23 protein-coding genes are annotated in these 23,600 nt (G+C 70.8%); 10 read left to right on the top strand and 13 right to left on the bottom strand.

Going from position 1 to position 23,600, the window contains the following annotated elements:
* Window positions 1-64 precede the first annotated feature (64 nt).
* From PT931_RS15670 to PT931_RS15650, 5 genes are all read left to right on the top strand, one after another.
* Window positions 65-835, top strand: coding sequence for an isoprenyl transferase (locus PT931_RS15670; RefSeq protein WP_456246473.1), 771 nt, complete (start codon window positions 65-67; stop codon window positions 833-835).
* A gap of 121 nt (window positions 836-956) precedes the next feature.
* Window positions 957-2,252 carry a PhoH family protein gene (locus tag PT931_RS15665; protein ID WP_456246472.1) on the top strand — a complete coding sequence of 432 codons (1,296 nt, stop codon included), beginning with the start codon at window positions 957-959 and terminating at the stop codon, window positions 2,250-2,252.
* Between the two features lie 107 nt (window positions 2,253-2,359).
* Window positions 2,360-3,046 carry an aggregation-promoting factor C-terminal-like domain-containing protein gene (locus PT931_RS15660; RefSeq protein ID WP_456246471.1) on the top strand — a complete coding sequence of 229 codons (687 nt, stop codon included), beginning with the start codon at window positions 2,360-2,362 and terminating at the stop codon, window positions 3,044-3,046.
* Between the two features lie 237 nt (window positions 3,047-3,283).
* A complete protein-coding gene (locus tag PT931_RS15655; protein ID WP_456246470.1) occupies window positions 3,284-4,069 on the top strand; it encodes a S1 family peptidase in 786 nt (261 codons plus the stop codon).
* 150 nt (window positions 4,070-4,219) lie between these two features.
* On the top strand, window positions 4,220-4,858 hold the full coding sequence (locus PT931_RS15650; protein ID WP_456246469.1) for a maleylpyruvate isomerase N-terminal domain-containing protein: 639 nt from the start codon (window positions 4,220-4,222) through the stop codon (window positions 4,856-4,858).
* Window positions 4,859-5,109: 251 nt separating this feature from the next.
* On the opposite strand, the gene glpX is transcribed toward PT931_RS15650, so the two are convergent.
* Window positions 5,110-6,117: a class II fructose-bisphosphatase gene (glpX, locus tag PT931_RS15645; RefSeq protein ID WP_456246468.1), complete on the bottom strand. Its 1,008-nt coding sequence runs from the start codon at window positions 6,115-6,117 to the stop codon at window positions 5,110-5,112.
* A 143-nt stretch (window positions 6,118-6,260) separates the two neighbouring features.
* Here glpX and PT931_RS15640 point away from each other — a divergent pair, with 143 nt between their 5' ends.
* Window positions 6,261-6,806, top strand: coding sequence for a DUF4245 domain-containing protein (locus PT931_RS15640; protein WP_456246467.1), 546 nt, complete (start codon window positions 6,261-6,263; stop codon window positions 6,804-6,806).
* Here PT931_RS15640 and PT931_RS15635 read toward each other — a convergent pair whose 3' ends face one another.
* The gene (locus PT931_RS15635; protein WP_363730503.1) at window positions 6,807-7,001 is read right to left on the bottom strand and encodes an exodeoxyribonuclease VII small subunit; all 195 of its coding nucleotides are present in this window, start codon (window positions 6,999-7,001) and stop codon (window positions 6,807-6,809) included.
* Window positions 6,998-8,209 (bottom strand): exodeoxyribonuclease VII large subunit, encoded by a 1,212-nt coding sequence (xseA, locus tag PT931_RS15630; RefSeq protein WP_456246466.1) that lies wholly within the window; start codon window positions 8,207-8,209, stop codon window positions 6,998-7,000. The genes PT931_RS15635 and xseA overlap by 4 nt, the downstream gene beginning before the upstream one ends.
* A 57-nt stretch (window positions 8,210-8,266) precedes the next feature.
* Between xseA and PT931_RS15625 the strand changes: the two genes are divergently transcribed.
* Entirely contained in the window at window positions 8,267-9,253 is a 987-nt protein-coding gene (locus PT931_RS15625; RefSeq protein WP_456246465.1) for a 4-hydroxy-3-methylbut-2-enyl diphosphate reductase, read from the top strand.
* A 28-nt stretch (window positions 9,254-9,281) separates the two neighbouring features.
* On the opposite strand, the gene PT931_RS15620 is transcribed toward PT931_RS15625, so the two are convergent.
* The 3 genes from PT931_RS15620 to PT931_RS15610 form a co-directional block, all read right to left on the bottom strand.
* Window positions 9,282-9,842, bottom strand: a complete 561-nt coding sequence (locus PT931_RS15620) for a hypothetical protein (protein WP_456246464.1) — start codon at window positions 9,840-9,842, stop codon at window positions 9,282-9,284.
* Window positions 9,839-10,777 carry a LuxR C-terminal-related transcriptional regulator gene (locus tag PT931_RS15615; protein WP_456246463.1) on the bottom strand — a complete coding sequence of 313 codons (939 nt, stop codon included), beginning with the start codon at window positions 10,775-10,777 and terminating at the stop codon, window positions 9,839-9,841. The genes PT931_RS15620 and PT931_RS15615 overlap by 4 nt, the downstream gene beginning before the upstream one ends.
* A gap of 282 nt (window positions 10,778-11,059) precedes the next feature.
* A complete protein-coding gene (locus tag PT931_RS15610; protein WP_456246462.1) occupies window positions 11,060-12,118 on the bottom strand; it encodes a LuxR C-terminal-related transcriptional regulator in 1,059 nt (352 codons plus the stop codon).
* 387 nt (window positions 12,119-12,505) lie between these two features.
* Between PT931_RS15610 and PT931_RS15605 the strand changes: the two genes are divergently transcribed.
* The gene (locus PT931_RS15605) at window positions 12,506-14,029 is read left to right on the top strand and encodes an ABC-F family ATP-binding cassette domain-containing protein (RefSeq protein WP_456246461.1); all 1,524 of its coding nucleotides are present in this window, start codon (window positions 12,506-12,508) and stop codon (window positions 14,027-14,029) included.
* A gap of 4 nt (window positions 14,030-14,033) precedes the next feature.
* Here PT931_RS15605 and PT931_RS15600 read toward each other — a convergent pair whose 3' ends face one another.
* Window positions 14,034-15,194 (bottom strand): DNA recombination protein RmuC, encoded by a 1,161-nt coding sequence (locus PT931_RS15600; RefSeq protein ID WP_456246460.1) that lies wholly within the window; start codon window positions 15,192-15,194, stop codon window positions 14,034-14,036.
* 38 nt (window positions 15,195-15,232) lie between these two features.
* On the opposite strand from PT931_RS15600, the gene PT931_RS15595 reads away from it, so the two are divergent.
* The gene (locus PT931_RS15595) at window positions 15,233-16,021 is read left to right on the top strand and encodes a hypothetical protein (RefSeq protein WP_456246459.1); all 789 of its coding nucleotides are present in this window, start codon (window positions 15,233-15,235) and stop codon (window positions 16,019-16,021) included.
* Between the two features lie 139 nt (window positions 16,022-16,160).
* Here PT931_RS15595 and PT931_RS15590 read toward each other — a convergent pair whose 3' ends face one another.
* The 5 genes from PT931_RS15590 to PT931_RS15570 form a co-directional block, all read right to left on the bottom strand.
* Window positions 16,161-18,002: an ABC transporter ATP-binding protein gene (locus PT931_RS15590; RefSeq protein WP_456246458.1), complete on the bottom strand. Its 1,842-nt coding sequence runs from the start codon at window positions 18,000-18,002 to the stop codon at window positions 16,161-16,163.
* The gene (locus PT931_RS15585; protein ID WP_456246457.1) at window positions 17,999-19,690 is read right to left on the bottom strand and encodes an ABC transporter ATP-binding protein; all 1,692 of its coding nucleotides are present in this window, start codon (window positions 19,688-19,690) and stop codon (window positions 17,999-18,001) included. Before PT931_RS15585 ends, PT931_RS15590 begins: the two co-directional genes overlap by 4 nt.
* Before the next feature lie 159 nt (window positions 19,691-19,849).
* On the bottom strand, window positions 19,850-20,461 hold the full coding sequence (locus PT931_RS15580; protein ID WP_456246456.1) for a hypothetical protein: 612 nt from the start codon (window positions 20,459-20,461) through the stop codon (window positions 19,850-19,852).
* A 9-nt stretch (window positions 20,462-20,470) separates the two neighbouring features.
* Window positions 20,471-20,965: a methylated-DNA--[protein]-cysteine S-methyltransferase gene (locus PT931_RS15575; RefSeq protein WP_456246455.1), complete on the bottom strand. Its 495-nt coding sequence runs from the start codon at window positions 20,963-20,965 to the stop codon at window positions 20,471-20,473.
* Entirely contained in the window at window positions 20,950-22,338 is a 1,389-nt protein-coding gene (locus PT931_RS15570) for an AlkA N-terminal domain-containing protein (protein WP_456246454.1), read from the bottom strand. Before PT931_RS15570 ends, PT931_RS15575 begins: the two co-directional genes overlap by 16 nt.
* Window positions 22,339-22,413: 75 nt before the next feature.
* On the opposite strand from PT931_RS15570, the gene PT931_RS15565 reads away from it, so the two are divergent.
* A complete protein-coding gene (locus tag PT931_RS15565; RefSeq protein WP_456246453.1) occupies window positions 22,414-22,779 on the top strand; it encodes a PH domain-containing protein in 366 nt (121 codons plus the stop codon).
* A gap of 166 nt (window positions 22,780-22,945) precedes the next feature.
* Here the strand turns inward: PT931_RS15565 and PT931_RS15560 are convergent, their stop codons facing one another.
* Window positions 22,946-23,530 (bottom strand): Uma2 family endonuclease, encoded by a 585-nt coding sequence (locus tag PT931_RS15560; RefSeq protein ID WP_456246452.1) that lies wholly within the window; start codon window positions 23,528-23,530, stop codon window positions 22,946-22,948.
* Window positions 23,531-23,600: the final 70 nt, after the last annotated feature.

Below are 23,600 nucleotides of genomic sequence, written 5' to 3'. Positions count from 1 at the left end.
GAGAAACCGTGGAGGTTCCGGCCCGGACTACCCCGGGCCGGTCCTCCGGGTTTAGGCTGCGGGCGTGGGTGTACGGAGTCTGGTCTATTCCTTCTATGAGCGGCTATTGGTCGGTAAACTCGCCAATAAGCCGCACCCCCGCCATGTCGGGGTCATGGTCGACGGCAACCGGCGGTGGGCCCGGGAAATGGGCTACGTCGACCCGAACGACGGCCACCGGGTGGGCGCGGCCAAGATCGAGAATCTGATCCGCTGGTGCGACGAGGCCGGCATCGAGGTCGTCACCCTGTTCCTGCTGTCCACGGACAACCTCAACCGGCCGGCCGTCGAGCTCGACCCGCTGGTCCGGATCATCGAGGATCTGGCCACCGACCTCGCCGACGAGGGCAACCCGTGGCGGCTGCGCGTCGTCGGCAACCGCGACATCCTCCCCGCCCAGCTCGCCCAGGCGCTCAAGGCCGCCGAGGAACGCACCGTCGGCCGGGACGCGGGCGCGCAGGTCAACCTCGCCGTGGGGTACGGCGGGCGCCAGGAGATCGCCGACGCCGTGCGCGCGCTCCTCCAGCAGCACGCCGAGGCCGGTACGACCATCGAGGAGCTCGCCGAGCTGCTGGACGTCGACCACATCTCCGAGCACATGTACACCAAGGGCCAACCCGACCCCGACCTCGTCATCCGTACGAGCGGTGAACAGCGCATGTCGGGATTTCTTCTCTGGCAGTCCGCCTATTCCGAGTTTTATTTCCACGAGGCCAACTGGCCCGACTTCCGGCATGTGGACTTTTTGCGGGCCCTGCGGTCCTACGCGGACCGACAGCGCCGTTTTGGCGGCTGACCTGCAATTCTGCCGGCGAATGACTCAATCCTGACCGCGTCGTGACTAGCTGTCGGGGACTTTCGGGGCTACCGTCGATAATGTGACTCCGGGGTGCGCCCGGGTCATCCAGGAGGCCTGAGTGAGCACACGACGCACTTTCGTCCTTGACACTTCGGTTCTGCTCTCTGACCCGGCGGCGTTCCTGCGCTTCGCCGAGCATGAGGTCGTCATCCCGCTCGTGGTGATTTCCGAGCTGGAGGCCAAGCGGCACCACCCGGAGCTCGGCTGGTTCGCCCGACAGTCCCTGCGGTTCCTCGACGACCTGCGCATCCAGCATGCGCGGCTTGACCAGCCCCTCTCGGTCAACGACGTCGGTGGCACGCTGGTCGTCGAGCTGAACCACTCCGATCCCACGGTGCTGCCGCCGGGGTTGAGGGCAGACAGCAACGACGTCCGGATCCTCGCGGTGGCGCTGAGCCTGCTCGCGGAGAAGAAGGACGTCGTGCTGGTCACGAAGGACATGCCGCTGCGGGTGAAGGCGGCTGCGGTCGGTCTGCCGGCGGACGAGTACAGGCACGGGCAGGCCTCTGATCCAACATGGACGGGCATGTCGGACCTGGAAGTGTCCGAGGAGGAGGTCAAGCAGCTGTACGGCGGCGAGAGCGTCGACATAGCCGAGGCCCAGGGCCTGCCCTGCCACACGGGGCTGGTTCTGCACTCGCCCCGGGGCTCCGCGCTCGGCCGGGTGCAGCCGGACAAGTCGGTGCGCCTGGTGCGGGGTGACCGCGAGGTCTTCGGCCTGCACGGCCGGTCCGCCGAACAGCGGGTCGCGCTCGACCTGCTGCTGGACGAGTCGGTGGGCATCGTGTCCCTCGGCGGCCGCGCCGGCACGGGGAAGTCGGCCCTGGCCCTCTGCGCCGGTCTGGAGCAGACCCTGGAGCGGCACCGCCACAAGAAGGTGATCGTCTTCCGCCCGCTGTACGCGGTGGGTGGCCAGGAACTGGGCTACCTCCCCGGTTCCGAGTCGGAGAAGATGTCGCCGTGGGCGCAGGCCGTCTTCGACACCCTCGGCTCCGTGTGCCACGAGAACGTGCTCGACGAGGTGATGTCGCGGGGCATGCTCGAGGTGCTGCCGCTGACCCACATCCGGGGCCGTTCGCTGCACGACGCGTTCGTGATCGTGGACGAGGCGCAGTCCCTGGAGCGCAACGTGCTGCTGACCGTCCTGTCGCGGATCGGCACGGGATCGAAGGTCGTGCTCACCCACGATGTGGCTCAGCGTGACAACCTCCGGGTCGGCCGGCACGACGGCGTCACCGCCGTGATCGAGGCCCTCAAGGGACATCCGCTGTTCGCGCACGTCACGCTCACGCGGTCCGAGCGCTCGCAGATCGCCGAGGTGGTCACTGACCTGCTGGAGGACCTGCCCGGGTGATAGATGAGTAACTCAAAGTAGTGTGAGCTGGAGCACATTTACCCGGCCGCGGACTGGTGTCCGCGGCCGGCGTGCGTCAGAGTGAGCCACTGACAAGTGTGTCCCCGATGGAAGGAAGTTCGCGCGTGCAACGCGGAGCGATCCGAATCCTCGCGAGCCTCGTCCTCGTTCTGGCCCTCATCGGCGGCGGCTACATGAGCCTCGCCAACCGTGAGCGCGAGAGCAAGCGGACGGCCAACGACACCCTCGTCGCGGCCACGTCCCAACTCCAGGACGACCGGCAGCGCACCGGCGAGATCGACCGGGCCAGCCGCGACGCCGTCCGCAAGGCGGCGGCCGAGACCGAGGCGAAGGGCAAGGCCGACGCGGCGGGCAAGGCGATCGCCGACGCCGCCAAGAACGCCGACGCCCAGGCCGCCAAGGCCTCGGCGACCCCCACCCCGGGCGTGCCGAAGCCGTACGACGGTCCGATCCCGGCCTCGTGCTCGGAGTACACCGGCAACCAGGCCGCCGGGTGCGCCCTGCTGCTGGCCGCCGGCTTCGGGCTCGACCAGATGCCGTGCCTCGCCAGCCTGTGGAAGAAGGAGAGCGGCTGGAACACGGCCGCGAAGAACAGCTCCTCCGGCGCGTACGGCATCCCGCAGGCCCTGCCCGGCAGCAAGATGGCCTCGGCCGGCGCCGACTGGCAGACCAGCGCGGAAACGCAGATCCGCTGGGGCCTCGGCTACATCAAGGGCCGGTACGGCAACCCGTGCGGCGCGTGGTCGCATTCGAAGGCGACCGGCTGGTACTAGAACTGTCTATTGCGCGGGGCCCGTTCGAATGGCGAGCGGGCCCTTCGTCTTGCGGGTGGGGAGACCTCCGGGTCGGTTTTTCGCGGCACGCCACTTCCCGCACGGAGCCTTCCGCCGCCCGCCGGCCGGGGCGTGTTCCCGTCATGTCGGGGACTCGACTTTCCTAGAATGCCGCATTGGGCGAAATATGTTCATAGACTTTCCCTTGTCCTGATTGTCTGGCAAGGGAGGCTTCTCATGCGGCGTCGCTGGTACCTGCTCCTGGTAGTCCTCGCCACCAGCCTCGCGCTGCCGGTCAGCCCGGCTGCGGCGAACACCGACAAGTCCGCCGACGACCCCGAGATCGTGGGGGGTACCGCGGCGCGCGCGGGCGAGTTCCCCTGGACCGTGCACCTGTCCGTCGGCTGCGGCGGCGCGCTCTACAGCCCCACCGTGGTCCTCACCGCCGCGCACTGCGTCGGCCGGAGCGGCGCCGACTCCTCCATCGAGGTCACCACGGGGCTGGACCGGTACCACCCGACCCAGCGGGTCCGCTCCACCCATGTCCGGCGCGCCGACGGGTTCGCCGACGTGACCCGGGGCAACGACTGGGCCCTGGTCCGGCTCGCCCGTCCGCTCAACGCGCCGACCCTGCCGATCGCGACCGACGCCGGTACGGACTCCGGGACGTTCACCGTGGTCGGCTGGGGGTCCACCCGGGAGGGCGGCTCGGGGACGGCCACGCTGCGCAAGGTCCAGGTCCCGTTCGTGTCCGACGCGGTGTGCGGGGACGCGTACCGGAAAGCGGGCTACGGCTTCGTCGCCGCGGACATGATCTGCGCCGGGCGGATGGACACGGGCGGGGTCGACTCGTGCCAGGGCGACTCGGGCGGGCCCCTGGTGCGCCGGGACGCGGCCGGGCAGTGGCGGCAGGTGGGGATCGTGAGCTGGGGCGAGGGGTGCGCCCGGGCCGGCTTCCCCGGCGTCTACACCCAGGTCTCCCGGTTCAGCACGGCCATCCAGAAGGCCGCGGCGGCCCTCTAGCTCCCGGGACGGCGGCGACTCCCCGGAGCCGCCGCCGTCGCGATGACCGCTGCGGCAGGGTGTGCCCGCCGCCCTCGTGGGGCGCCGCCTGACCTGATGCCGCCACAGCAGACGCGGGCCGACGTCCCGGCGACCGGCTATCGTCGCCGGATGGGACATGATCGGTTCGTCGCCGCCGGGTGGGTCGCCCACGGACTGCTCGGGTCGCCGGAACTCGCGGAACGGTGGGACGAGCCCAGTGCGCTCGCCGAGTTCCGGATCGGCGGACTCGCCGGGCACCTCGGCCGCCAGATCCTCAACGTCGAACGGTTCCTCGCCGTGCCACTCGACGACGCCACGCCCCGGATGAGCCTCGACCAGTGGCACCTCCAGGGCGCGCGGGGCAAGGGCGACGAGGGGCTGGACTCGGCCGTGCACCAGGCGATCCGGGCCCGCGCGGAGGAGGTGGCGGCCGTCGGGCCGGAGGTGCTGGCGTCCACAGTGGCCGGTGCGCTCGACAGCCTCGCCGTGGTCCTGCCCGCCGAGGACCCGCACCGCTGGGTCGACCTGTTCGGGAACCACGCGCTCACCCTGGACGACCTGCTGACCAGCCGGCTCATCGAGGTCGTCGTCCACACCGACGACCTGGCGCACAGCCTCGGCGTGCCCACCCCGGAGTTCCCGGCGGACGTCACGGACGCGGTGCTGCACCGCCTGCTGCGGTACTCGACGGTGCGGAACGGGCCGGTGGCGGTGCTGCGGGCGCTGTCCCGGACGGAACGCGCACCGGCCTCGGTGTCGGCCTACTGAGGACCCCGGGCGGGGGTGCCTGCGCTCGGTCCCACGGCAGTGTTCACGACGGAGCCACCTGCTGGGCTCCAGCCTTCACATGCAGGCCGCAGCCCCACTCGTAACTACATGAAGCCGTTGATCTGCGCTCTTGATCTAACGCCTTGGCCTTCTGAGAGCGGGGAGGCGGAGGCGGAGGTGCGCCCGCATACCGGCGTTGTATGCGGGCGTGCCGACAACGCGCGCATCGCCGCTCCCAGAAGGCCCACCCACTAGGAGCCGTCGAAGTCGACCAGGGAGTAGGAGCGGAGCTTCTCCAGGCGGTGGTAGGAGTCGATCACGCGGGTCGTGCCCGACTTCGAGCGCATCACGATCGACTGGGTGTAGGCCCCGCCGGCCTTGTAGCGCACGCCCTTGAGCAGGTCACCCGTCGTCACCCCGGTCGCGCAGAAGAACATGTTGTCGCCGCTGACCAGGTCGTCCAGGTTCAGGACCCGGTCCAGGTCGTGGCCGGCGTCGATGGCCTTCTGGCGCTCGTCGTCGTCGCGCGGCCACAGCATGCCCTGCATCGCGCCGCCGAGGCACTTGAGCGCGACGGCCGCGATGATGCCCTCCGGGGTGCCGCCGATGCCGAGCAGCACGTCGACCTCGCTGCCCTCCCGCGCGGCGCTGATCGCGCCGGCCACGTCACCGTCGGAGATGAACCGGATCCGGGCGCCGGTCGCGCGGACCTCCTCGACGAGCTTCTCGTGCCGGGGGCGGTCGAGGATGCACACCGTGACGTCCGACAGGCTGCCCTTCTTCGCCTTGGCGATCCGGCGCAGGTTCTCCGCGACGGGCGCGGTGATGTCGATGACGTCGGCCGCGTCCGGGCCCACCGCGATCTTGTCCATGTAGAAGACCGCCGACGGGTCGAACATCGCGCCCCGCTCGGTGACGGCCAGCACCGCGATGGAGTTGGGCATGCCCTTCGCCATCAGGGTGGTGCCGTCGACCGGGTCCACGGCGACGTCGACCTCGGCGCCGGTCCCGTCGCCGACGTGCTCCCCGTTGAACAGCATCGGGGCGTTGTCCTTCTCGCCCTCGCCGATCACCACGACCCCGCGCATCGGCACCGAGTTGATCAGCAGCCGCATCGCGTCCACGGCGGCACCGTCGCCGCCCTCCTTGTCGCCTCTTCCGACCCAACGGCCGGCGGCCATGGCGGCGGCCTCGGTCACGCGGACCAGGTCCAGGGCGAGGTTGCGGTCAAGCTCCTCGGTACGGCGGGCTCCGGACATCGGTGTCCTCCTCGTCGACGGGTGCAGCCGCGACACCACCAGGCGGGTAAGCCGGGGCGGTGGAGCGGCCGAGCGATGCAGCCTGAATCTTTTCATGTTGCCCTGGTCGGCCCGTGACATGGGTCATCGGGGAGGATGTTGGCGTGAGCATCTTCTCTGGCGAGTCGGCCGCGCCGGCCAAGGAGGCCCGCAAGACGCGCGGCGCCAAGGACCTGGCGTACTCCATGCTGGCCCTGCTCATCCCCATCGTCCTGATGCTGGCACTCTGGCGGCTCCTGGGCGGGGAGTCCCCGACGACCGTCGATCCGGACCCGGTGGTGGCCGACGCCCGGGCGCGCGCCGCGTACCAGGTGTGGGCGCCCTCTGCGGTGCCGGCCGGCTGGCACGTGTCCACCGCCAAGGTCGCCCAGCAGGACGGGCACCTGGTGCTCCGGATCGGGTACGCCGGGCCGGACGGGGAGTTCCTGCAGCTCACCGAGTCGGGCGCGCCGGCGGAGGGCGTCGTCAAGGGTGCCGTCGGCGGCGCGACCGTCCAGGGCACGGCGGAGATCAACGGGCGGACGTGGAGCCTGTACACGGGCACGAAGGGCGTGCGCGCGCTCGCCCTCGCCGAGACCGGCCGGACGATCGTGCTCGCCGGCCAGGCCCCGGACGCGGTACTCGTCGAGTTCGCTAGCTCGCTGAAGTAGTCAGTCCGTCGCGCGCCGGGCCGCGTCGAGCCGCTCCCGCGCGCCGTCCAGCCACTCCTGGCACACCGTCGCCAGCTTCTCGCCCCGCTCCCACAGGGCGAGTGACTCCTCCAGGCTCGCCCCGCCGGCCTCCAACTGCTCCACGACCTGGGCGAGCTCGGCCCGGGCCTCCTCGTAGCTGGGCTTCGCTGTCATTTCTCCACCTTCGCGGCCAGTTCGCCTTCGTTGAGTCTGATCCGGAGCCGGTCGCCCGCCCCCACCTCGTCGGGTGCGCGCACGACGTGGCCGTCGGCGCGCTGGACGATCGCGTACCCCCGTTGCAGGGTCGCCGCCGGGGACAACGCCCGCAGCCGGGCCAGGGTGTGGCCCAGCTCGTTGCGCGCGCCGTCGATCCGGTGCGCCAGCACCCGGGCCGCCCTGTTCCGCAGCCCGTCGACGTCGGACTGCCGGGCGTCCACGATCACCTCGGGCCGGGCCAGGACCGGCCGGGACCGCAGCGCCGTGATCCGGTGCTGCTCGCGTTCGAGCATGGTGCCGATGCCCCGGTCCAGCCGGGTGCGGGCGATGGCCAGGCCGCGCAGCTCCTCGGTGAGGTCCGGGACCACCCGCTTCGCCGCGTCGGTCGGGGTCGCCGCGCGCACGTCGGCCACGAAGTCCACCAGCGGGGTGTCCGGCTCGTGGCCGATCGCGGAGATCACGGGGGTACGGCACGCGAACACCGCCCGGCACAGCGCCTCGTCGGAGAACGGCAACAGGTCCTCGACGCTGCCGCCGCCCCGGGCCAGGATGATCACGTCCACGGTCGGGTCGTCGTCCAGGGTCCTCAACGCCGCGATGATCGCCGGCACGGCGCTGCCGCCCTGCACCGGCGTGTTGATCGTGGTGAACTCCACGGCCGGCCAGCGCCGCTCGGCGACCATGTGCACGTCGCGCTCCGCCGCGCTGGCCCGCCCGGTGATCAGGCCGATCCGGTTCGGCAGGAACGGCAGCCGCCGCTTGCGGGCCCGGTCGAACAGGCCCTCGGCCGCCAGCAGCTTCTTCAGCTTCTCCAGCCGGGCCAGCAGCTCACCCAGCCCGACCTGGCGCATCTCGTCGGCCGCGAGGGAGAACGTGCCCCGGGCGGCGTAGAAGTTGGGCTTCGCGTGCACGATCACCCGCGCGCCCTCGGTGAGAGGTGGCTCACACCCGTCGAGGACGGCCCGGCGGACGGTCACCTGCAGGCTGATGTCGGCGGACGGGTCGCGCAGGGTGAGGAACGCCATCCCCTGACCGGGGCGGCGGGAGAGCTGGGCCACCTCGCCATCCACCCACACGGCGCCCAACCGGGCGATCCACTCCGCGACCTTGCTGCTGACCACCCGGACCGGCCAGGGTTCCTCCGGGCTGCTCCTGGGCGTGGTCACGCGGTCTCGTTACGCTCGATGGCAGGGCGGCCGTCGATGCCCTCGCTGCGTCCGGTCATGGAGCAAGCCTACGATGGGGAGGTGTCCGATCCTGTGAAGCGTGTCCTGCTCGCCAAGCCCCGTGGTTACTGCGCCGGGGTGGACCGTGCCGTGGAGACCGTCAAGGAGGCCCTCGCTCTGTACGGGGCGCCGATCTACGTGCGCAAGGAAATCGTACACAACCGACATGTCGTGCAGACCTTGCAGGACCAGGGTGCCATCTTCGTCGAGGAGAACGAGGAGGTCCCCGAGGGCGCGACGGTCATCTTCTCCGCCCACGGCGTGGCCCCCGTCGTCTACGAGGAGGCCCGGCAGCGCAACCTCCGCGCCATCGACGCCACCTGCCCCCTCGTGACCAAGGTGCACAACGAGGCCAAGCGCTTCGCCTCCGAGGGGTACGACATCGTGCTCATCGGCCACGAGGGCCACGAAGAGGTCATCGGCACCATGGGCGAGGCCCCCGCCAGCATCCAGCTGGTCGACGGCCCGTCCGGGGTCGACGCCGTCGAGGTCCGCGACCCGGCCCGCGTCGTCTGGCTGTCCCAGACCACCCTGTCGGTGGACGAGACCATGGCGACCGTGGCGAAGCTGCGCACCAAGCTGCCGCTGCTCGTCTCCCCGCCGTCGGACGACATCTGCTACGCCACCCAGAACCGCCAGCTCGCCGTCAAGGAACTGGCCCCCGAGTGCGACGTCGTGATCGTCGTCGGCTCGACCAACTCGTCGAACTCCGTCCGGCTCGTCGAGGTGGCCGTGGACGCGGGTGCCCGCGCCGGATACCTGGTCGACTACGCGCACGAGATCCGCGAGGAATGGCTGGCGGGCGCGACCACGGTCGGCCTGACCTCCGGCGCGTCCGTGCCCGACGAGCTGGTCATGGACGTGCTGAAGTTCCTGGCCGACCGTGGTTTCGCGGATGTCACCGAGTTCGACACCGCCGAGGAGCACCTGACGTTCTCGTTGCCGCAGGAGCTCAAGCGGGACATGAAGGCCGCGGGCCGCTGAGCCGGTCGTCGGTCAGCGGCGCCTGTCGCTAGTCATTGGCCGAGTCGAGGCACCATTCGCACGTCGGGTCCGGCGGGCCCTCGATGCCCTGGGCGTACCCGTAACCCTGCACCCGGTAGTCGTCGACGCTGATCGGCGCCCCCGTCTGCGGAAGGCCGTCGCTGTCCCAGACGAGCTCCACGCAACTGAGTCTCCTCAGCGGGCCGGCGATCAGGCAGGCGGCGACGGAGTTGTTCGGGACCGACGTCAGGGTGCCCCCGAACGCCGTGCCGGTGGTCGGGAAGGGGTACGCGTTTCCGACGCCGAAACGGGGGCCGTAGGTCACGACAGCGAAGGAATCGGGGTACTGCGGCGTGGTGCACGGCCTGATGTAGCCGTCGACGAAGTGGTGTTTCGTTCCCCCGATGTCGACGAAGGTCACCACACCGCCGAACGTGCCGGTGGTCGCGGTGCCGGCCGGGCACGTCAGCCACCGGCCGTTGTCGGCTGGCGGTTGGGTGCCGGTACCGGCGGTCGCCGGGGCGACCAGGCCCACGGCGAGCAGAAGTCCGGCCGCGACAGCCGCGAGCCCCCGTAGTCTTGCGTTCACTGTTGTTCCTCCTGGATTTCCCTCGACCGGGCGCCTTGCGCGCCCAGCACGAGGCCGAGCTGGAATCTGTTCTGCACACCGAAGCGGCTCATGAGGTCGCTCAGCGTGTAGGCGATGGTCCGCACGCTGAGGCCGAGTTCCGCGGCGGTGCCCGCATCGGTCTGGCCGGCGGTCAGCAGCGCGATGATCGCCTGTTCGCGCGGCGAGAGGGGTAGGTCCGCTGTCAAGGGTCGCTCCGGTGCCTGAGCCTTGCTCCAGTACTGAAAGAAGAGCGCGACCAGTTGGTCCACCACGGCAGGAGCGTAGATCTCGACCACTCCGTTGCGGGGTCTCGCCGGGTCGATGGGAAGGATCGCGGTGCGGCGGTCCACGAGGATGATCCGGGTGGGAAGCTGAGGCAGCTCCCGGTACGTCCTGCCGAGCGCGCTCATCTCATGGTGCAGAGTCCGTGACGCGCCCCCCAGGCCGGAGGGCACGCCGATCGTGGACATCGACACCCCGCGTTGGGCGACGGCCCTGCTGAGGGGCGCCCCGGCCTTGACCGAGGGCTCGCTGAACGTCGGCTCCGGATTGAACGTGAGTTGCTCCGTGCGCACGGTGGTGCTGAGTTCGGCGAGCCGGGCCCGGGCCTTGACCAGGCCGTACACCGGGCGGATGGCATCCACCGCGTCCAGGTCGGGATGGCGGGTGATGTCGGCCAGATCGAGACCGCTGAGCCGCAGGCGGAGTTCGTGCTTGGCCCGGGCCACCTCGATCTGGCGCTCGCGCAGCGATGTCACCACCGCGTCGGGTTGACCTCCGTGCCAGACCCGGACCGGGCCGGTGGGCGAGGCCGCCCGCTCGGGTCGGGCCGCGCCGACGGAATTGAGTTCGTCGAGGGCCGTCCGGACCCTTCTGGCCGGTAGGCCCAGAGATCTGCTGAGTACTCCGATCACGCTCGGTCCACATTCGGTCAGGGTGCGAAACACCAGGTCGGCGGTGGGAGAAACACCCCACCTCGTCAACGGAGGCACTGCGACCCGTGGCACCACCAGCTGATTCCGATCCCCCATGACTGAGGATCCTGCCGGTGGCGCGCCCGGGTGGCAACGTCCTTTCGGTCGGCTGCCCGTCGCCCCCCGTATAACTTGGCGACGGGCTGCCTTCCGGGGAACAGCACACCAGGTGGGAGCGCCGGGGTCAGGATGCGGTCCGTTTTGTCGGGCGAGATTGCAGAATCATGCAGTGGGCCCGGTGCCGGGTGTGGTGGGCCGGGTGCCGTGGGCGCCGAGTACCAGGCCGAGTTGGAACCGGTTCTGGACTTCGTAGCGGGTCATCAGGTCGCTCAGGGTGTAGGCGATGGTGCGGACGCTGAGTCCCAGCTGAGCCGAAACGCTGGCGTCGGTGTGTCCGGAGGCGAGGAGAGCGACGATCGCCTGCTCCCGGGGCCCCAGGACGATCTCAGGGTGCAGGGGTGGCTCCGGGAGGCTGGACCTGTCCCAGTACCGGTGGAACAGTTCGACAAACTGGGCCACCACAGCCGGCGCGTTCACTTCCAACGCGCCCTTGCCGGCTTGGGCTGGATCGATGGGCAGGATGACGGTCTCGCGGTCGGCGATGACGATCCGAGCGGGAAGCTGGGGCAGCTCCCGAAAGGTCACGCCCTCGGAGGCCAGTTCCACCCCTACGGCTCGGGACGCGTCCCCGACACCTGAGGGGACGCCGACGTTGCGCATGGTGACTCCGCGCCGGGCCAGTGCGAGGGCCAGGTGGCCGCCAGCCCGGACCGCCTCCTCCGACAACGCGGGTTCGGGCGTGATTCCCAGGGATTCGCGGCGGATGGTCGGCAGCAGTTCGCCGAGCCTCGCCCGGACCCGGGCCGTTCCGCCCAACACCCGCACCGAGCCGGGTGCGGCAAGGTCGGGGTGATGCATGATGTCGGCCAGGTCGAGCCCGCTGAGGCTGCGGCGCAACAGGTGCTTTGCCTGAATGGCCTGGACTTGGCGTTCCTGGAGCGACACCACCACCGCCTCGGGCTGCCGGCCACGCCACAACTGCACCGGCCCTGTGGGCGACGCGGTTCGCTCGGGGCGGGCCGCCCCGACGGAGTTGAGTTCGTCGAGCGCGGTCCGGACCCGCCGGGCCGGCAGGCCCAGCGCTCTGCCGAGTTCGCCGGTCCCGCTCGGTCCGCATTCCGTCAGCGTGCGAAACACCAGGTCCGCGGTGGGGGACACGCCCCACCGGGTGAGCGACGGCACCACGGTCCGTGGCACCACCAGTTGATTCCGATCCCCCATGACTGAGAATCCTGTCGGTCGCGGCCCCGGTGGGCAATGCCCGTTTCGGTCGGCCGCCCGTCGCCCCCCGTTGAACTCGGCGACGGGCTGCCTTCCGGGAAACAGCACACCAGCCGACGGGTACCGAGTCAGGATGCGGTCCGTTTTGTCCGGCGAGCTTGCAGGAAACTGCAAGGCGGAAAATCACTTGCCGATCCGACGGGTACCGGGCACTGTTGCCGTGGGTCCTGTTGTCGACCGATCGGAGTGGCCCGTTGATCCTGTAATCCGCCGGATGCGCTGAGCCGTTGCTGCTCGCCACGTTGTCGGATTAGAGGTCTCTTTTCTCAGCCTCTGGCGCATCCATGCCGTCTGTCCCTTTCTGGTACCGGTGCGCGGAGGTTCCCCTTGTTAAAAGCCATCTCTCTCAGCAAGTCCTTCGACGGTGAGCCCCTGTTCACCGATCTGAACCTCACCCTCGGCCGGGGCGACCGGGTCGGCGTCGTCGGCCCGAACGGCGCGGGGAAGTCCACGCTGCTCCGGCTCCTGACCGGGGCGGAACGGCCGACGACCGGCCACGTGGAGTACTCGCCGGGGCTGCGGCTCGGCTACTTCGCCCAGCAGGTACCGGATCCGGGGCTGACGGTCGGCGCCTTTCTGCGCGGCGACCTCGGTGCGCTGGCGGCGGAGCTCGACCGGCACGCGCGGGCCCAGGACATGACCGGCTACGGCGAGGCCCTGGAACGCTGGGAGGCGCTGGACGGCTGGGGCTTCGAGGCCCGGCTGACCGACGTCCGCCAGCGGCTCGGCATCGACCACCTGCCCGACGACCGGCCGCTCGGGCGGGTCAGCGGCGGGGAGCAGGCCCGGCTGATGCTGGCCGGCGTGCTGCTCCAGGAGCCCGACCTGCTGGTCCTCGACGAGCCGACGAACCATCTCGACGCGGCCGGGGCGGCGTGGCTGGGGACCTTCCTCGCGGGGTTCGGCGGCGGGGTGCTCGTGATCAGCCACGACCGGGCGTTCCTCGACGCGTTCGCCAACCGGGTCTACGAACTCGACGGCATCCACGAGAAACTCCAGGTGTACGAGGGCGGCTACACCGCGTACCGCGCCGAGAAGGCCCGGCGCTGGCAGCGGCTGCTGCTCGACTACGAGGCGCAGGAGAAGTACCGGGTCAAACTGGAGGAGGAGATCGCGAAGATGAAGGAGAAGTCCCTCGCCAACGAGATCGCCAACCCCCGGGCCCCGCACAAGCGGCGGATCGCCCGGATGGTGGCCCGCAAGGCCGTCGTCCGGCAGCGCCGCCTGACCCGGCAGCTCACGTCGGCCCGGTGGATCGCCGAGCCGTCGACCCGGCCGGCGCTGACCCTGGCCTTCCCCGCGTCGGAGCGGCCGGAGCTGCACGCCCGGGATCTCGCGGCCCCTGGTCTGTTCGAGGGCCTGGACCTCGTGCTGGAGCCGGGGGACAGGCTCCTGGTCACCGGTCCGAACGGTGCCGGCAAGACCACACTGCTCCGGCAGTTGGAGTCGGACCGGGCCATGCTGCTGCCGCAGGTGCACGACGAGCTGCGGACCGACGTGACCGTGCTCGACTACTTCCGGGCGCACGTGCCGGTGTACGTGGACGAGGCGGAGGCACTGCTCACCGGGTACCTGTTCGGGCCCGACGAGTGGGGGGCGGCGCTGCGGACCCTGTCGGCGGGGGAGCTGCGCCGGCTGCTGTTGGCCGTCATGGTGAACACGCCGGGGCGGGTGCTGCTGCTCGACGAGCCGACGAACTACCTCGACTTCGACATGTTGGACGTGGTCGAGGAGGCGTTGCGGGCGTTCGAGGGGACGTTGGTGCTGGTCACGCACGACGCGTACTTCGCTGAGGCCGTCGGCGTGACCCGGCGGCTGGAGCTGGGGGCGGGGCGGGCGGTTCTGGTGTAGCCGCTCAGCGTTCCGCGCGCCGCTCCAGCGGGATCAGGTGCTCGCTCTCGCTGGCCACCAGCTCGGGCGACTGGAGCTGGCGCGGCGTCGACTCCACCTGGGCCGGGGTCTCCAGGACATCGCCGGAGACCCCGAGGTCGGCCAGCTTGCGCGCGCTCACCAGGACCCGGGACTCCAGGGAGCCGACCGCCTTGTTGTACGCCGTCACCGCGCCGCCCAGCGAGGCCCCCAGCTTGCCCAGGTGGCTGCCCATCGTGGCCAGCCGGCTGTAGAGCTCCTTGGCCACCCGGTGCACGTGCATCGCGTTCGCGGCGAGCGCCTCCTGCCGCCACGCGTACGCGATCGTGCGCAGGAGCGCCACCAGCGTCGCGGGCGTGGCCAGCACGATGTTGCGGGCGAACGCGTGCTCCAGCAGCACCGGGTCGTACTGCAACGCGGCGTCCAGGAACGCGTCGGCGGGCACGAACAGCACCACGAACTCGGGCGAGTTGTCGAACGCCGACCAGTACTCCTTCGCGGCCAGCGAGTCCACGTGCGCGCGGAGCTGGCGGGCGTGCTGGGACAGGTGCCCGGCGCGCTCGGCGTCGTCGCGGGACTCCATCGCGGACAGGTACCCGCTGAACGGCACCTTCGCGTCCACGATCACCTGCTTGTCCCCGGCGAGCCGGACCACCATGTCGGGCCGGACACCGCGCGCGTCGGTACTCGACGAGACCTGCTCGGAGAAGTCGCAGTGCTCCAGCAGCCCGGCCGCCTCCACGATCCGGCGCAGCTGGTGCTCGCCCCACCGGCCCCGGACCTGCGGCGCCCGGAGCGCGGCCACCAGCTGGCTGGTCTCGGTGCGCAGCTGGTCGGACACGATGGCCATGTGGCCCACCTGGGTGCGCAGCTGCGCGTACGCGTCGAGGCGGTCGCGTTCGAGCTCGGCGACCCGCTGCTCGTACCGCGCCAGGCTCTCGCGGAGCGGGTCGACGATATGGGCGAAACTCTCCCGCTGGGCGCGCGCCGCGTCGGCCGTCAGGGACCGCAGCGACTGTTCGAGCCGGCCCTCGCCGTCCCGGGCCGCGGCGAGCCGGCCGGTCTCCGCGGCGGCCCGGGCCCGGGCGGCGAACCAGCCCAACGCGACACCGATGGCGAGACCCAGCAGAAGCAGCACAATCTCCATTCACCGAGGATGCACCATGTCTCGGGTACCTTCGAGGAGTGGGACTTCTTATTGCGGTGGTGTTGCTCGCGGTGATCGTGGGGGGCTTCGTGTGGATCTTCGGGAAGCGGAAGAAACAGCAGCTCGCGGACGCCCGCGAGGAGGCCCAGCGCTGGTATGAGCGGCTGGGCGGCCAGGTCATGAACCTGAGCGGCACGGACGACCCGACCCGCCAGGCCCTGCTCGACGCCAACGAGCGCTACAACGCGTCCGGCAGCCAGCTGTCCCGGGCCGACTCGGTCCGCCAGTTCGAGCTGGCCGGGGACACCGCGCTGGAGGGCCTGATGTACGTGCGCGCGGCCCGGATCGGCCTGGGCTACGATCCCGGCCCCGAGCTGCCGCAGCCCTCCAGCCAGCGGCGCACCGGCGTGATCACCAAGGAGCGCGAGGTCGACGTCGCGGGCGAGAAGCTGCGCGCCGGCCCGCAGTACGGCCAGCAGACCCCCTACTACTACCCGGGCGGCATGGTCAACGGCCGCCCAGCCCCCGGCGGGTGGTACTCGACCCCGTGGTGGAAGACGGCCCTCGTGGCCGGTGCGGGCACCCTCGGCACCATCCTGATCATGGACGCGCTGTTCAGCCCCGCGTTCGCGGACCCGGGCTACAGCGCCTACGGGGACGGCTACCAGGACGGGCTCGACGCCGGCCAGGACCAGGGCGGCTTCTCCGACGCGGGTGGCGGCCAGGACGTCGGCACGTGGTCGGACTCCGGCGGCGGCGGTGACTGGGGCGGTGGCGGCTCCGACTGGGGTGGCGGGGGCGACTTCGGCGGCGGCGGGGACTTCTGACCCCAGCGGCACGAAGCACCCCAGCGGCACGAAGCACCCCAGCGGCACGAAGCACCCCGAGGGCGCGACGCCCGCGTGAGACCGGAATGGCGCGAGGCCAGGAGAGCTGTCTCTCCTGGCCTCGCGCCGTACGTCACCCCTACACCAGGGAATCCGCCCACTGGGTGTGCAGCGTCGCGTACCGGCCACCGTCGGAGATCAGCTCCGCCGGCGACCCGTCCTCCACGATCCGCCCCGCCTCCAGCACCAGCACCCGGTCGGCGATCTCCACCGTCGACAGCCGGTGCGCGATCACGATCGCCGTGCGGTCCGCGAGGATGGTGCGCAGCGCCCGCTGCACGGCCCGCTCGCTGGGGATGTCCAGCGAACTCGTCGCCTCGTCGAGGATCAGCACCGCCGGGTCGGCGAGGAACGCGCGCGCGAACGCGACGAGCTGCCGCTGCCCCGCCGACAGCCGGCCGCCCCGCTTGCGGATCTGGGTGTCGTACCCGTCGGGCATGTTCCGGATGAACGCGTCCGCGCCGATCGCCGCGGCCGCCGCCTCGATCTCCGCCCGGGTCGCGTCCGGTTTGCCGAAGGCGATGTTGTCGGCGATCGACCCGGTGAACAGGAAGTTCTCCTGGGTCACCATCACCACCGCGCGGCGCAGGTCCTCCGTGCCGAGCTGGCGCATGTCCACCCCGTCGAGGGTGAGCGTGCCGCTGGTCGGGTCGTAGAACCGGGACACCAGCTTGGCGATCGTGGTCTTGCCCGCCCCGGTCGCGCCCACCACGGCCACGGTCTGGCCGGCCGGGATGTCCAGTTCGAGGCGGTGCAGCACCGGGCGGTCGGGGCGGTAGGAGAACTCGACCTTCGAGAACCGCAGCGCGCCGTGCGCCTCGGGCAGCGGCGTCGGCTCGGCGGGGTCGGGCACGCCGGGCTTCTCGTCGAGGACCCCCGAGAGCTTCTCCAGGGCCGCCGTCGCCGACTGCAGCGAGTTGTAGAACTGGGCCAGTTCCTGCATCGGCTGGAAGAACCTGCGCAGGTAGAGCAGGAACGCGGCGAGCACCCCGACGTCGGCCTGGCCGTGCAGAACCCGGTAGCCGCCGTAGGTGAGTACCACGGCCGTGGTCACGTTGCCGATCAGCTGGATGCCGGGCGAGTAGATCGCGATCAGCCGGAACGCCTTCTGGCTGGTCTCCCGGTACTCCTCGTTCACCACGTCGAAGATCTGCTGGTTGCGGGGCTCGCGCCGGAACGCCTGCACCGCGCGGATCCCGCCCATCGACTCCACGAAGTGGACGATGACCAGGGCGATCTTCTCCCGGGTCCGCCGGTAGGCCTTCACCGACTGGCGCTGGAACCACGCGGACAGCAGCACCAGGAACGGGAACGAACCGAGCGTGGCCAGGGCCAGCGGCCAGTCCATCCAGATCAGGATGCCGGCGACGCTGACCACGGACAGGACCGCGAGCACCAGGTCGTCGATGCCGCCGGACACCAGCTCGGAGATCGAGTCGACGTCGCTGGTGGACCGGGCGATGACCCGTCCCGCCGTGTACTTCTCGTGGAAGCCGACCGACAGCCGCTGGAAGTGCGTGTACACCCGGCGGCGCAGGTCGAACACGATCGACTGGCCGATCTTGCCGGACAGGAACAGGAAGCCGCGCTTCGTCGCGTACTCCAGGATCACGGCGACCGCGAACGCCACCCCGACCATGACCACCGCCCGGGGTCCCTCGCCCCGGACCAGCGGCGGGATGCCGTTGTCGATCCCGACCTTCACCAGGTACGGCCCGGCCATGCCCGCGAAGTTCTGCACGAGCAGCAGCACGACGGCGAACCCGATCATCCTGCGGTGCGGGCGGATCAGCGAGCGCAGCAGCACCTTGCTCCGGGCCCGCAGCTTGCGGACCGACTCGCGGTCGGTGCTCTCGGCGGCGGTGCGTTCCGCGTCCTCCTCGGCGGCGACCCCGCGCCACTGGGTGACATCGACCGTCATCGCACACTCTCCGTCTCGTCCGCGGTGGAGGCCAGCACGGCCCGGTACTCCGGGAGCGTCGCCAGCAGCTCCGAGTGGGTGCCGACGGCGACGATCCGGCCCTCGGCGAGCAGCGCGACCCGGTCCGCGAGGGCCACGGTCGACGGCCGGTGCACGACAAGGAGCGCCGTCGTGCCGGTGAGCACCTGGCGGAGCGCGTCCTCGACCAGCGCCTCGGTGTGCACGTCCAGGGCCGACAGCGGGTCGTCGAGCACCAGCACCCGGGGCCGGCCGAGGACGGCGCGGGCCAGGGCGAGCCGCTGGCGCTGACCGCCCGACAGGGACAGGCCCTGCTCGCCGACCCGGGTCGCCAGGCCCCAGGGCAGGTCGTACACGAACTCGGCCTGCGCGACCCGGAGCGCCTCGGCCACGTCCTCGTCGGTCGCGTCGGGCACGCCCAGCGTCACGTTCTCCCGGACGCTCATCGAGAACAGGGTCGGCTCCTCGAACGCCATCGACACCGACCGGCGCAGCGAGTCCAGCGTCAGGTCCCGGATGTCCGTGCCGTCGAGGGTGATCCGGCCGGCGGACACGTCGTACAGCCGGGCGACCAGGGAGACCAGGGTCGTCTTGCCCGAGCCGGTCAGCCCGACCAGGGCCACCGTCTCGCCGGGCCGGACGTCGAGGTCCACGCCGCGCAGCACCTGCTGCTCGCTGCCCGGGTACCCGAAGCGGACGTCCTCGAAGCGCAGGTGGCCGGTGACGTCGGCGGGGTCGGTCTCGCGGGCGTCGGGGCGGTCCACCACGGTCGCCTCCGTGTCGAACACGTCGTAGAGCCGGTCGGCCGCGGTCATCGCCTCCTGGCCGTTCGCGATGATCCAGCCCATCGTCTCGATCGGCCACACCAGCATGAGCTGCAGGGACACGAACGCGACCAGGGCGCCGATCGTGATCTGGCCGGAGGAGACCGCGTACACCCCGGCGACGAGGACCACGCCCAGCGTCACCCCGGACACCGAGTCGAACGTGGGCGAGAACCGCGACAGCATCCTGGCCCGGTCGATGGCCGTGTCGCGCAGCGTGCCGGAGGCCTTGTCGAACCGGTCGGCCATGAACGCGTGCCGGCCGAAGGACTTGATCGCACGGATGCCGACCGCCGACTCCTCGACGAGGGTGGCCAGGTCGCCGCCCTGGTCCTGGACCTTGCGGGACATCGTGATGTACGTCCGGCTGAAGCGCTTGCTGGTCAGGAACAGCGGGATCGCCGACAGGGCGACGACGATGCCCAGCGGCCAGTACAACTGGAGGAGCAGCACGGCCACGGTCGCGAACGTGACGGTGTTGACCACGAGGAAGATGATCCCGAAGCCGAGGAACCGCCGGATGATCCCCAGATCGCTGGTCGCCCGGGACAACAGCTGCCCCGACTGCCACTGGTCGTGGAAGGAGACCGGCAGCCGTTGCAGGTGCCGGTAGAGGTCCGAGCGGATCGCGGCCTCGATCCGCAGGGTCACGCCGGACTGGGTCCACCGGCGGATCAGGATCAGCGCGGACTCGACGAGGCCGAACACCAGGGCCAGCAGCCCCAGCCAGAGCAGGCCCTCGGAGTCGCCGTGCCGGATCGGGCCGTCGACCACCTTCCGGACCAGCAACGGGACCATGATGCTGATCCCGACGGCGACCACCGCGGCGAACACCATGAGCGACATGATCGGGATGTACGGCCCGACATACTGCCGGAGACGCCAGAGACTGTGTAAGGAGCGGACTGGTTTCCTGGGAGTAACGTCATCAGTCGGCACAGGCCGACCATAGTCCCGAGCGGGTGTGCTCTGCTGACCCTTTTTCACGCCCCCGAGTGTGAAACCTCAACTCTGGTTGATGGCAAGGGTGAAGTAGGAGGTGATGGCGTCACTGGCGGCCCGCAGCGGCCCGGTGGACACCCCGTCGTCCCGCCCGTCGCCGTACGTCGCCGTGGTCAGGACCAGCCACGCGCCCACGACCTGCGGCGGTACCACGACATTGTCCCCGTCCGCCGAATACTGGATCTTGTACTTGTCCGCGTCCGGCCCCAGCCGCCTCGGCCCCAGTGCCAGCCCCTTCAACGCCGGCCGCAACGGGGTGAGCCGCTCGGCCAGCGCCTGGGCGGCGGCCGGATCGCCGAGCCGGACGGCGGCCAGGGTGACGACGATGCCGTCGCCACCCCTGGTGAACGCCGCGCGGAGCGCCTGCCGGCAGCCCGACTCCTTCAGCACCACCTGGACCTGTTCGGAGACCGGGGCCCCCGGCGTGTACCCCACGATGTCGGGGCAGTCCCTGCCGTCCGCCTCGGCGACCCTGCGCTGGTCGACACCCCCGGCCGCGAACGTCACCGGGAACAGTCGGGTCACGCCACGCGCCCTCGGCATTGCGGTGACGACGACCGCACTGGCGAGAATCAACGCCGCGAGTGTGAGCGCGGCCACTCTGCTTCTGGACACGACACTTTCTTACCGGATGGAAGCCTCGTGGAGTAGTAGCTGTTCCTTCACTTTCAGTCCCCAGCGGAAGCCGCCGAGACTCCCGTCCGTCCGGATCACGCGGTGACAAGGGACGAACAGGGCAACTGCGTTGCGTGCGCACGCCTGGGCCGCGGCGCGCACCGCCGCCGGTCGACCGGACAGGGCCGCGAATTCCGAGTACGTCACCGGGGTGGTCACCGTCCGCAGGACGTCCCAGGCCGCGCCGATGAACTCGCCGCCCCGCTGGCGCACCTCGACCTTGTCGATCGCGGTGACCTCGCCGTCGAAGTAGCGGGTGACGGTCCGGGTGAGTTCGCCCAGGTCCGCCCGTTCGCGGAGGTCTTCGGTGGGTCTGAGCTTCGGGTGTACCTGGGGCATGAGCTCGCCCAGGGCCGTGGTCCAGCCGCTGGCCAGGACCGCGCCGTCGACGTCGACGACGAGGGTGAACGGGCCGGCCGGGGTCGGGATCACTGCGTAGTCCATGACAACCTCCAGAGGTGCAGCATCGCGTAGGAGCGCCAGGGGCGCCACCGCTCCGCGTGGGTGGGTAGGTCGGTGATGCCGAGCCGTTGCGCGGTCCGGCGGATCACCAGGTCGGTGTCGAGCAGTACGTCGGGGGCGCCGAGGGCCCGCAGCGCCACGTAGCCGGCCGTCCACGGTCCGATGCCGGGGAGAGCGAGCAGGGCGCGTTCGGCGGCGTCCCGGTCCGCTCCGGGCTCCAGGTCCACGTCGCCGTCGACCACCGCCCGGGCCAGGGCCCGCAGGGTCTCGCGGCGCTTCACGGGCATCGGGAACGCCTCGTCCGGGAGTTCCAACAGGGCCGGTGCGTCGGGGAACAGGCCGTCGCGGACCAGCTTCGCGGCCACCCCGCACGCGGCGGCGACCGAGATCTGCTGGCCGACGATCGCGCGGACCGTGACCTCGAAGCCGTCAACCGCGCGCGGGATCCGGATGCCCGGGTTGTCCCGCACCGAACCGGCGAGCACCGGGTCCTCGGCCAGCACCGCGTCCACGGCCGCCGGGTCCGCGTCCAGATCCAGCAGCCGGCGGCAGCGGGCCACCGCCGGGGCCAGATCCCGCAGGTCACCCAGGGTCAGCGTCGCCAGGACGTGGCCGTCGGCCGGTTCCAGTGCCACCCGGCCCGAGCCGTGCGGCAGCCGCAGCGACCGGCTGTAACCGCCCTCGGTGGACTCCACTCCGGCGACGGCGTGCCCGGCCAGGAAGTCGAACATGCCCTTCGCGTCGAACGGTTCCCGGTACGGCAGCTTCAGGCGGAGGCCGCCCGGGCCCGAGGTGCGCTGGTTGCGGCGCAGGTGGGTGGGCGCGACCGCGTACACCTCGCGGATCGTGTCGTTGAACTGCCGGATGCTGCCGAACCCGGCCGCGAACGCGATCTCGCCCAGCCCCAGATCGGTGTTCTCGATCAGGGTCCGCGCCGTGCGGGCCCGCTGCGCCCGGGCCAACGCGAGCGGACCCGCGCCGAGTTCCGTGGTGAGCAGACGGTTCAGATGCCTTTCCGTGTACCCGAGCCGGCGGGCCAGCCCCGGCACCCCGTCGCGGTCCACCACCCCGTCGCCGATCAGGCGCAGCGCCCGGCCGACCAGGTCCGCCCGGACGTCCCAGTCCGGCGAGCCCGGCGAGGCGTCCGGCCGGCAGCGCATGCAGGCCCGGTAGCCGCCGCGCTGGGCGGCCGCCGCCGAGGGGAAGAAGGAGACGTTCTGCCGCTTGGGCTTCACCGCCGGACAGCTCGGCCGGCAGTAGATCCCCGTCGTGCGCACCGCGGTGATGAAGCAGCCGTCGAAGCGCGCGTCGCGCGTCTCGATCGTCCGGTAGCACCGCTCGAAATCCAGTTCCACATGACCATGATGCGCCCGGTCAGTGGCCGGGGCTCGCGGGAATCGGACGTGGACGTGACCGGTTATTTTGGGAGCATGGCCAACATCGTGTACGACCGCAAGGAACAGCTCGCGCAGATCCAGAGCGGCCTGCTCGCCGGTGAGGAGATCATCGCGGTGTACGACGCGATCGGCGTCGGCACCGGCTTCATCGGCCTCACGAACCGCCGGGTGATCATCCAGGACAAGTCGTTCGTGGGGAAGAAGGTGGCCATCACCTCGATCCCGTACTCGAAGATCTCCAGCGTCAGCGTGGTCAGCAACAAGTCCTGGGCGGGGTCGTACTTCTCGACCGGGTCCATCGCGGTGCACGTCGGCACCCAGACCTACGAGATCGACTTCCGGGGCTCGGACAAGTCCCAGCACGCCCACAACGTCATCCTGCACTTCATCGCCAGATGAAGCGGAGACACAGCATCGCCGGGTGAGGGGCTCAACGCTGCCCGGTGCCCCGTGATCTGGCCCCAAGCCTGCGCTCCCACGCCTCCCCTCCGGCCTCCCCATCCAAGTGCCGATGCGCGCCGGCCCAGAAACGCGGCGTAACCATCAACCGCGTTCGACCTGGCCCTCAAGGCTTTTCCGGCACCGTGACCGTGACCGGATACGGCCAGTCGAGGACCGCGGACCCGCCGGGTTCCAGAACACATTCGGCGGTGTACTCGAAACCCCTGAGCCGGTGGACGTGCAGCACCCCGGTGCGCTCGATCCGCCAGTAGCCCCGGATCCCGGCGAACGCGTAGGCCTCGTGCTTACCGGTCCGGTCCACGCCCCTGGTCCGGTCGGACTCGACCTCGACGACCAGCGCCGGGGTGACGGGGTTGTAGGTCCGGTGTGCTCCGGGTGCGTCGGGGGAGAGGACGAGCAGGTCCGGGACGAGTCGGTCGTCCTCGAGGGCGAGGCCCAGGTTCCAGTGCACCCGCCAGCCGGGCGGGGCCGAGGCTCTCAGTGTGTCGTGCGCCCACGCGCACCAGGACTGGTGTTCCTCGGAATCCGCCGGGGTCACGAGGAGTGCGCCGTCCAGGATCTCGTAGCGGTAGTCGGCCCGGGGCAGCGCCGCGAGGTCCTCGGGTCGCCAGCGCCGGGTGAGCAACGCGACCGCCTCCCTGCCGGCTTCCGGGGTGATCCGGTCAAAGTCCCACACGCGTCGCGTCACAGACGACACCTCCTCCGAACGTATATACACGGCCGTAGTGCGGGGCGTGGCACCCCGTAGACTCGGTCCC

It is taken from the genome of Longispora urticae (assembly GCF_053902585.1).
Note: the sequence above shows the minus strand (reverse complement) of the source record. Positions and strands in the feature narration are given on the sequence as shown.

Coding starts and splice junctions, on each gene's coding strand:
- PT931_RS15660 (WP_456246471.1), top strand. CDS start 2,360: ATGGAAGGAAGTTCGCGCGTGCAACGCGGAGCGATCCGAATCCTCGCG.
- PT931_RS15575 (WP_456246455.1), bottom strand. CDS start 20,965: ATGGACTACGCAGTGATCCCGACCCCGGCCGGCCCGTTCACCCTCGTC.
- PT931_RS15585 (WP_456246457.1), bottom strand. CDS start 19,690: ATGTCGCTCATGGTGTTCGCCGCGGTGGTCGCCGTCGGGATCAGCATC.
- PT931_RS15650 (WP_456246469.1), top strand. CDS start 4,220: ATGGGACATGATCGGTTCGTCGCCGCCGGGTGGGTCGCCCACGGACTG.
- PT931_RS15655 (WP_456246470.1), top strand. CDS start 3,284: ATGCGGCGTCGCTGGTACCTGCTCCTGGTAGTCCTCGCCACCAGCCTC.
- PT931_RS15565 (WP_456246453.1), top strand. CDS start 22,414: ATGGCCAACATCGTGTACGACCGCAAGGAACAGCTCGCGCAGATCCAG.
- PT931_RS15610 (WP_456246462.1), bottom strand. CDS start 12,118: ATGGGGGATCGGAATCAACTGGTGGTGCCACGGACCGTGGTGCCGTCG.
- PT931_RS15600 (WP_456246460.1), bottom strand. CDS start 15,194: ATGGAGATTGTGCTGCTTCTGCTGGGTCTCGCCATCGGTGTCGCGTTG.
- PT931_RS15635 (WP_363730503.1), bottom strand. CDS start 7,001: ATGACAGCGAAGCCCAGCTACGAGGAGGCCCGGGCCGAGCTCGCCCAG.
- glpX (WP_456246468.1), bottom strand. CDS start 6,117: ATGTCCGGAGCCCGCCGTACCGAGGAGCTTGACCGCAACCTCGCCCTG.
- PT931_RS15625 (WP_456246465.1), top strand. CDS start 8,267: ATGGAGCAAGCCTACGATGGGGAGGTGTCCGATCCTGTGAAGCGTGTC.
- PT931_RS15590 (WP_456246458.1), bottom strand. CDS start 18,002: ATGACGGTCGATGTCACCCAGTGGCGCGGGGTCGCCGCCGAGGAGGAC.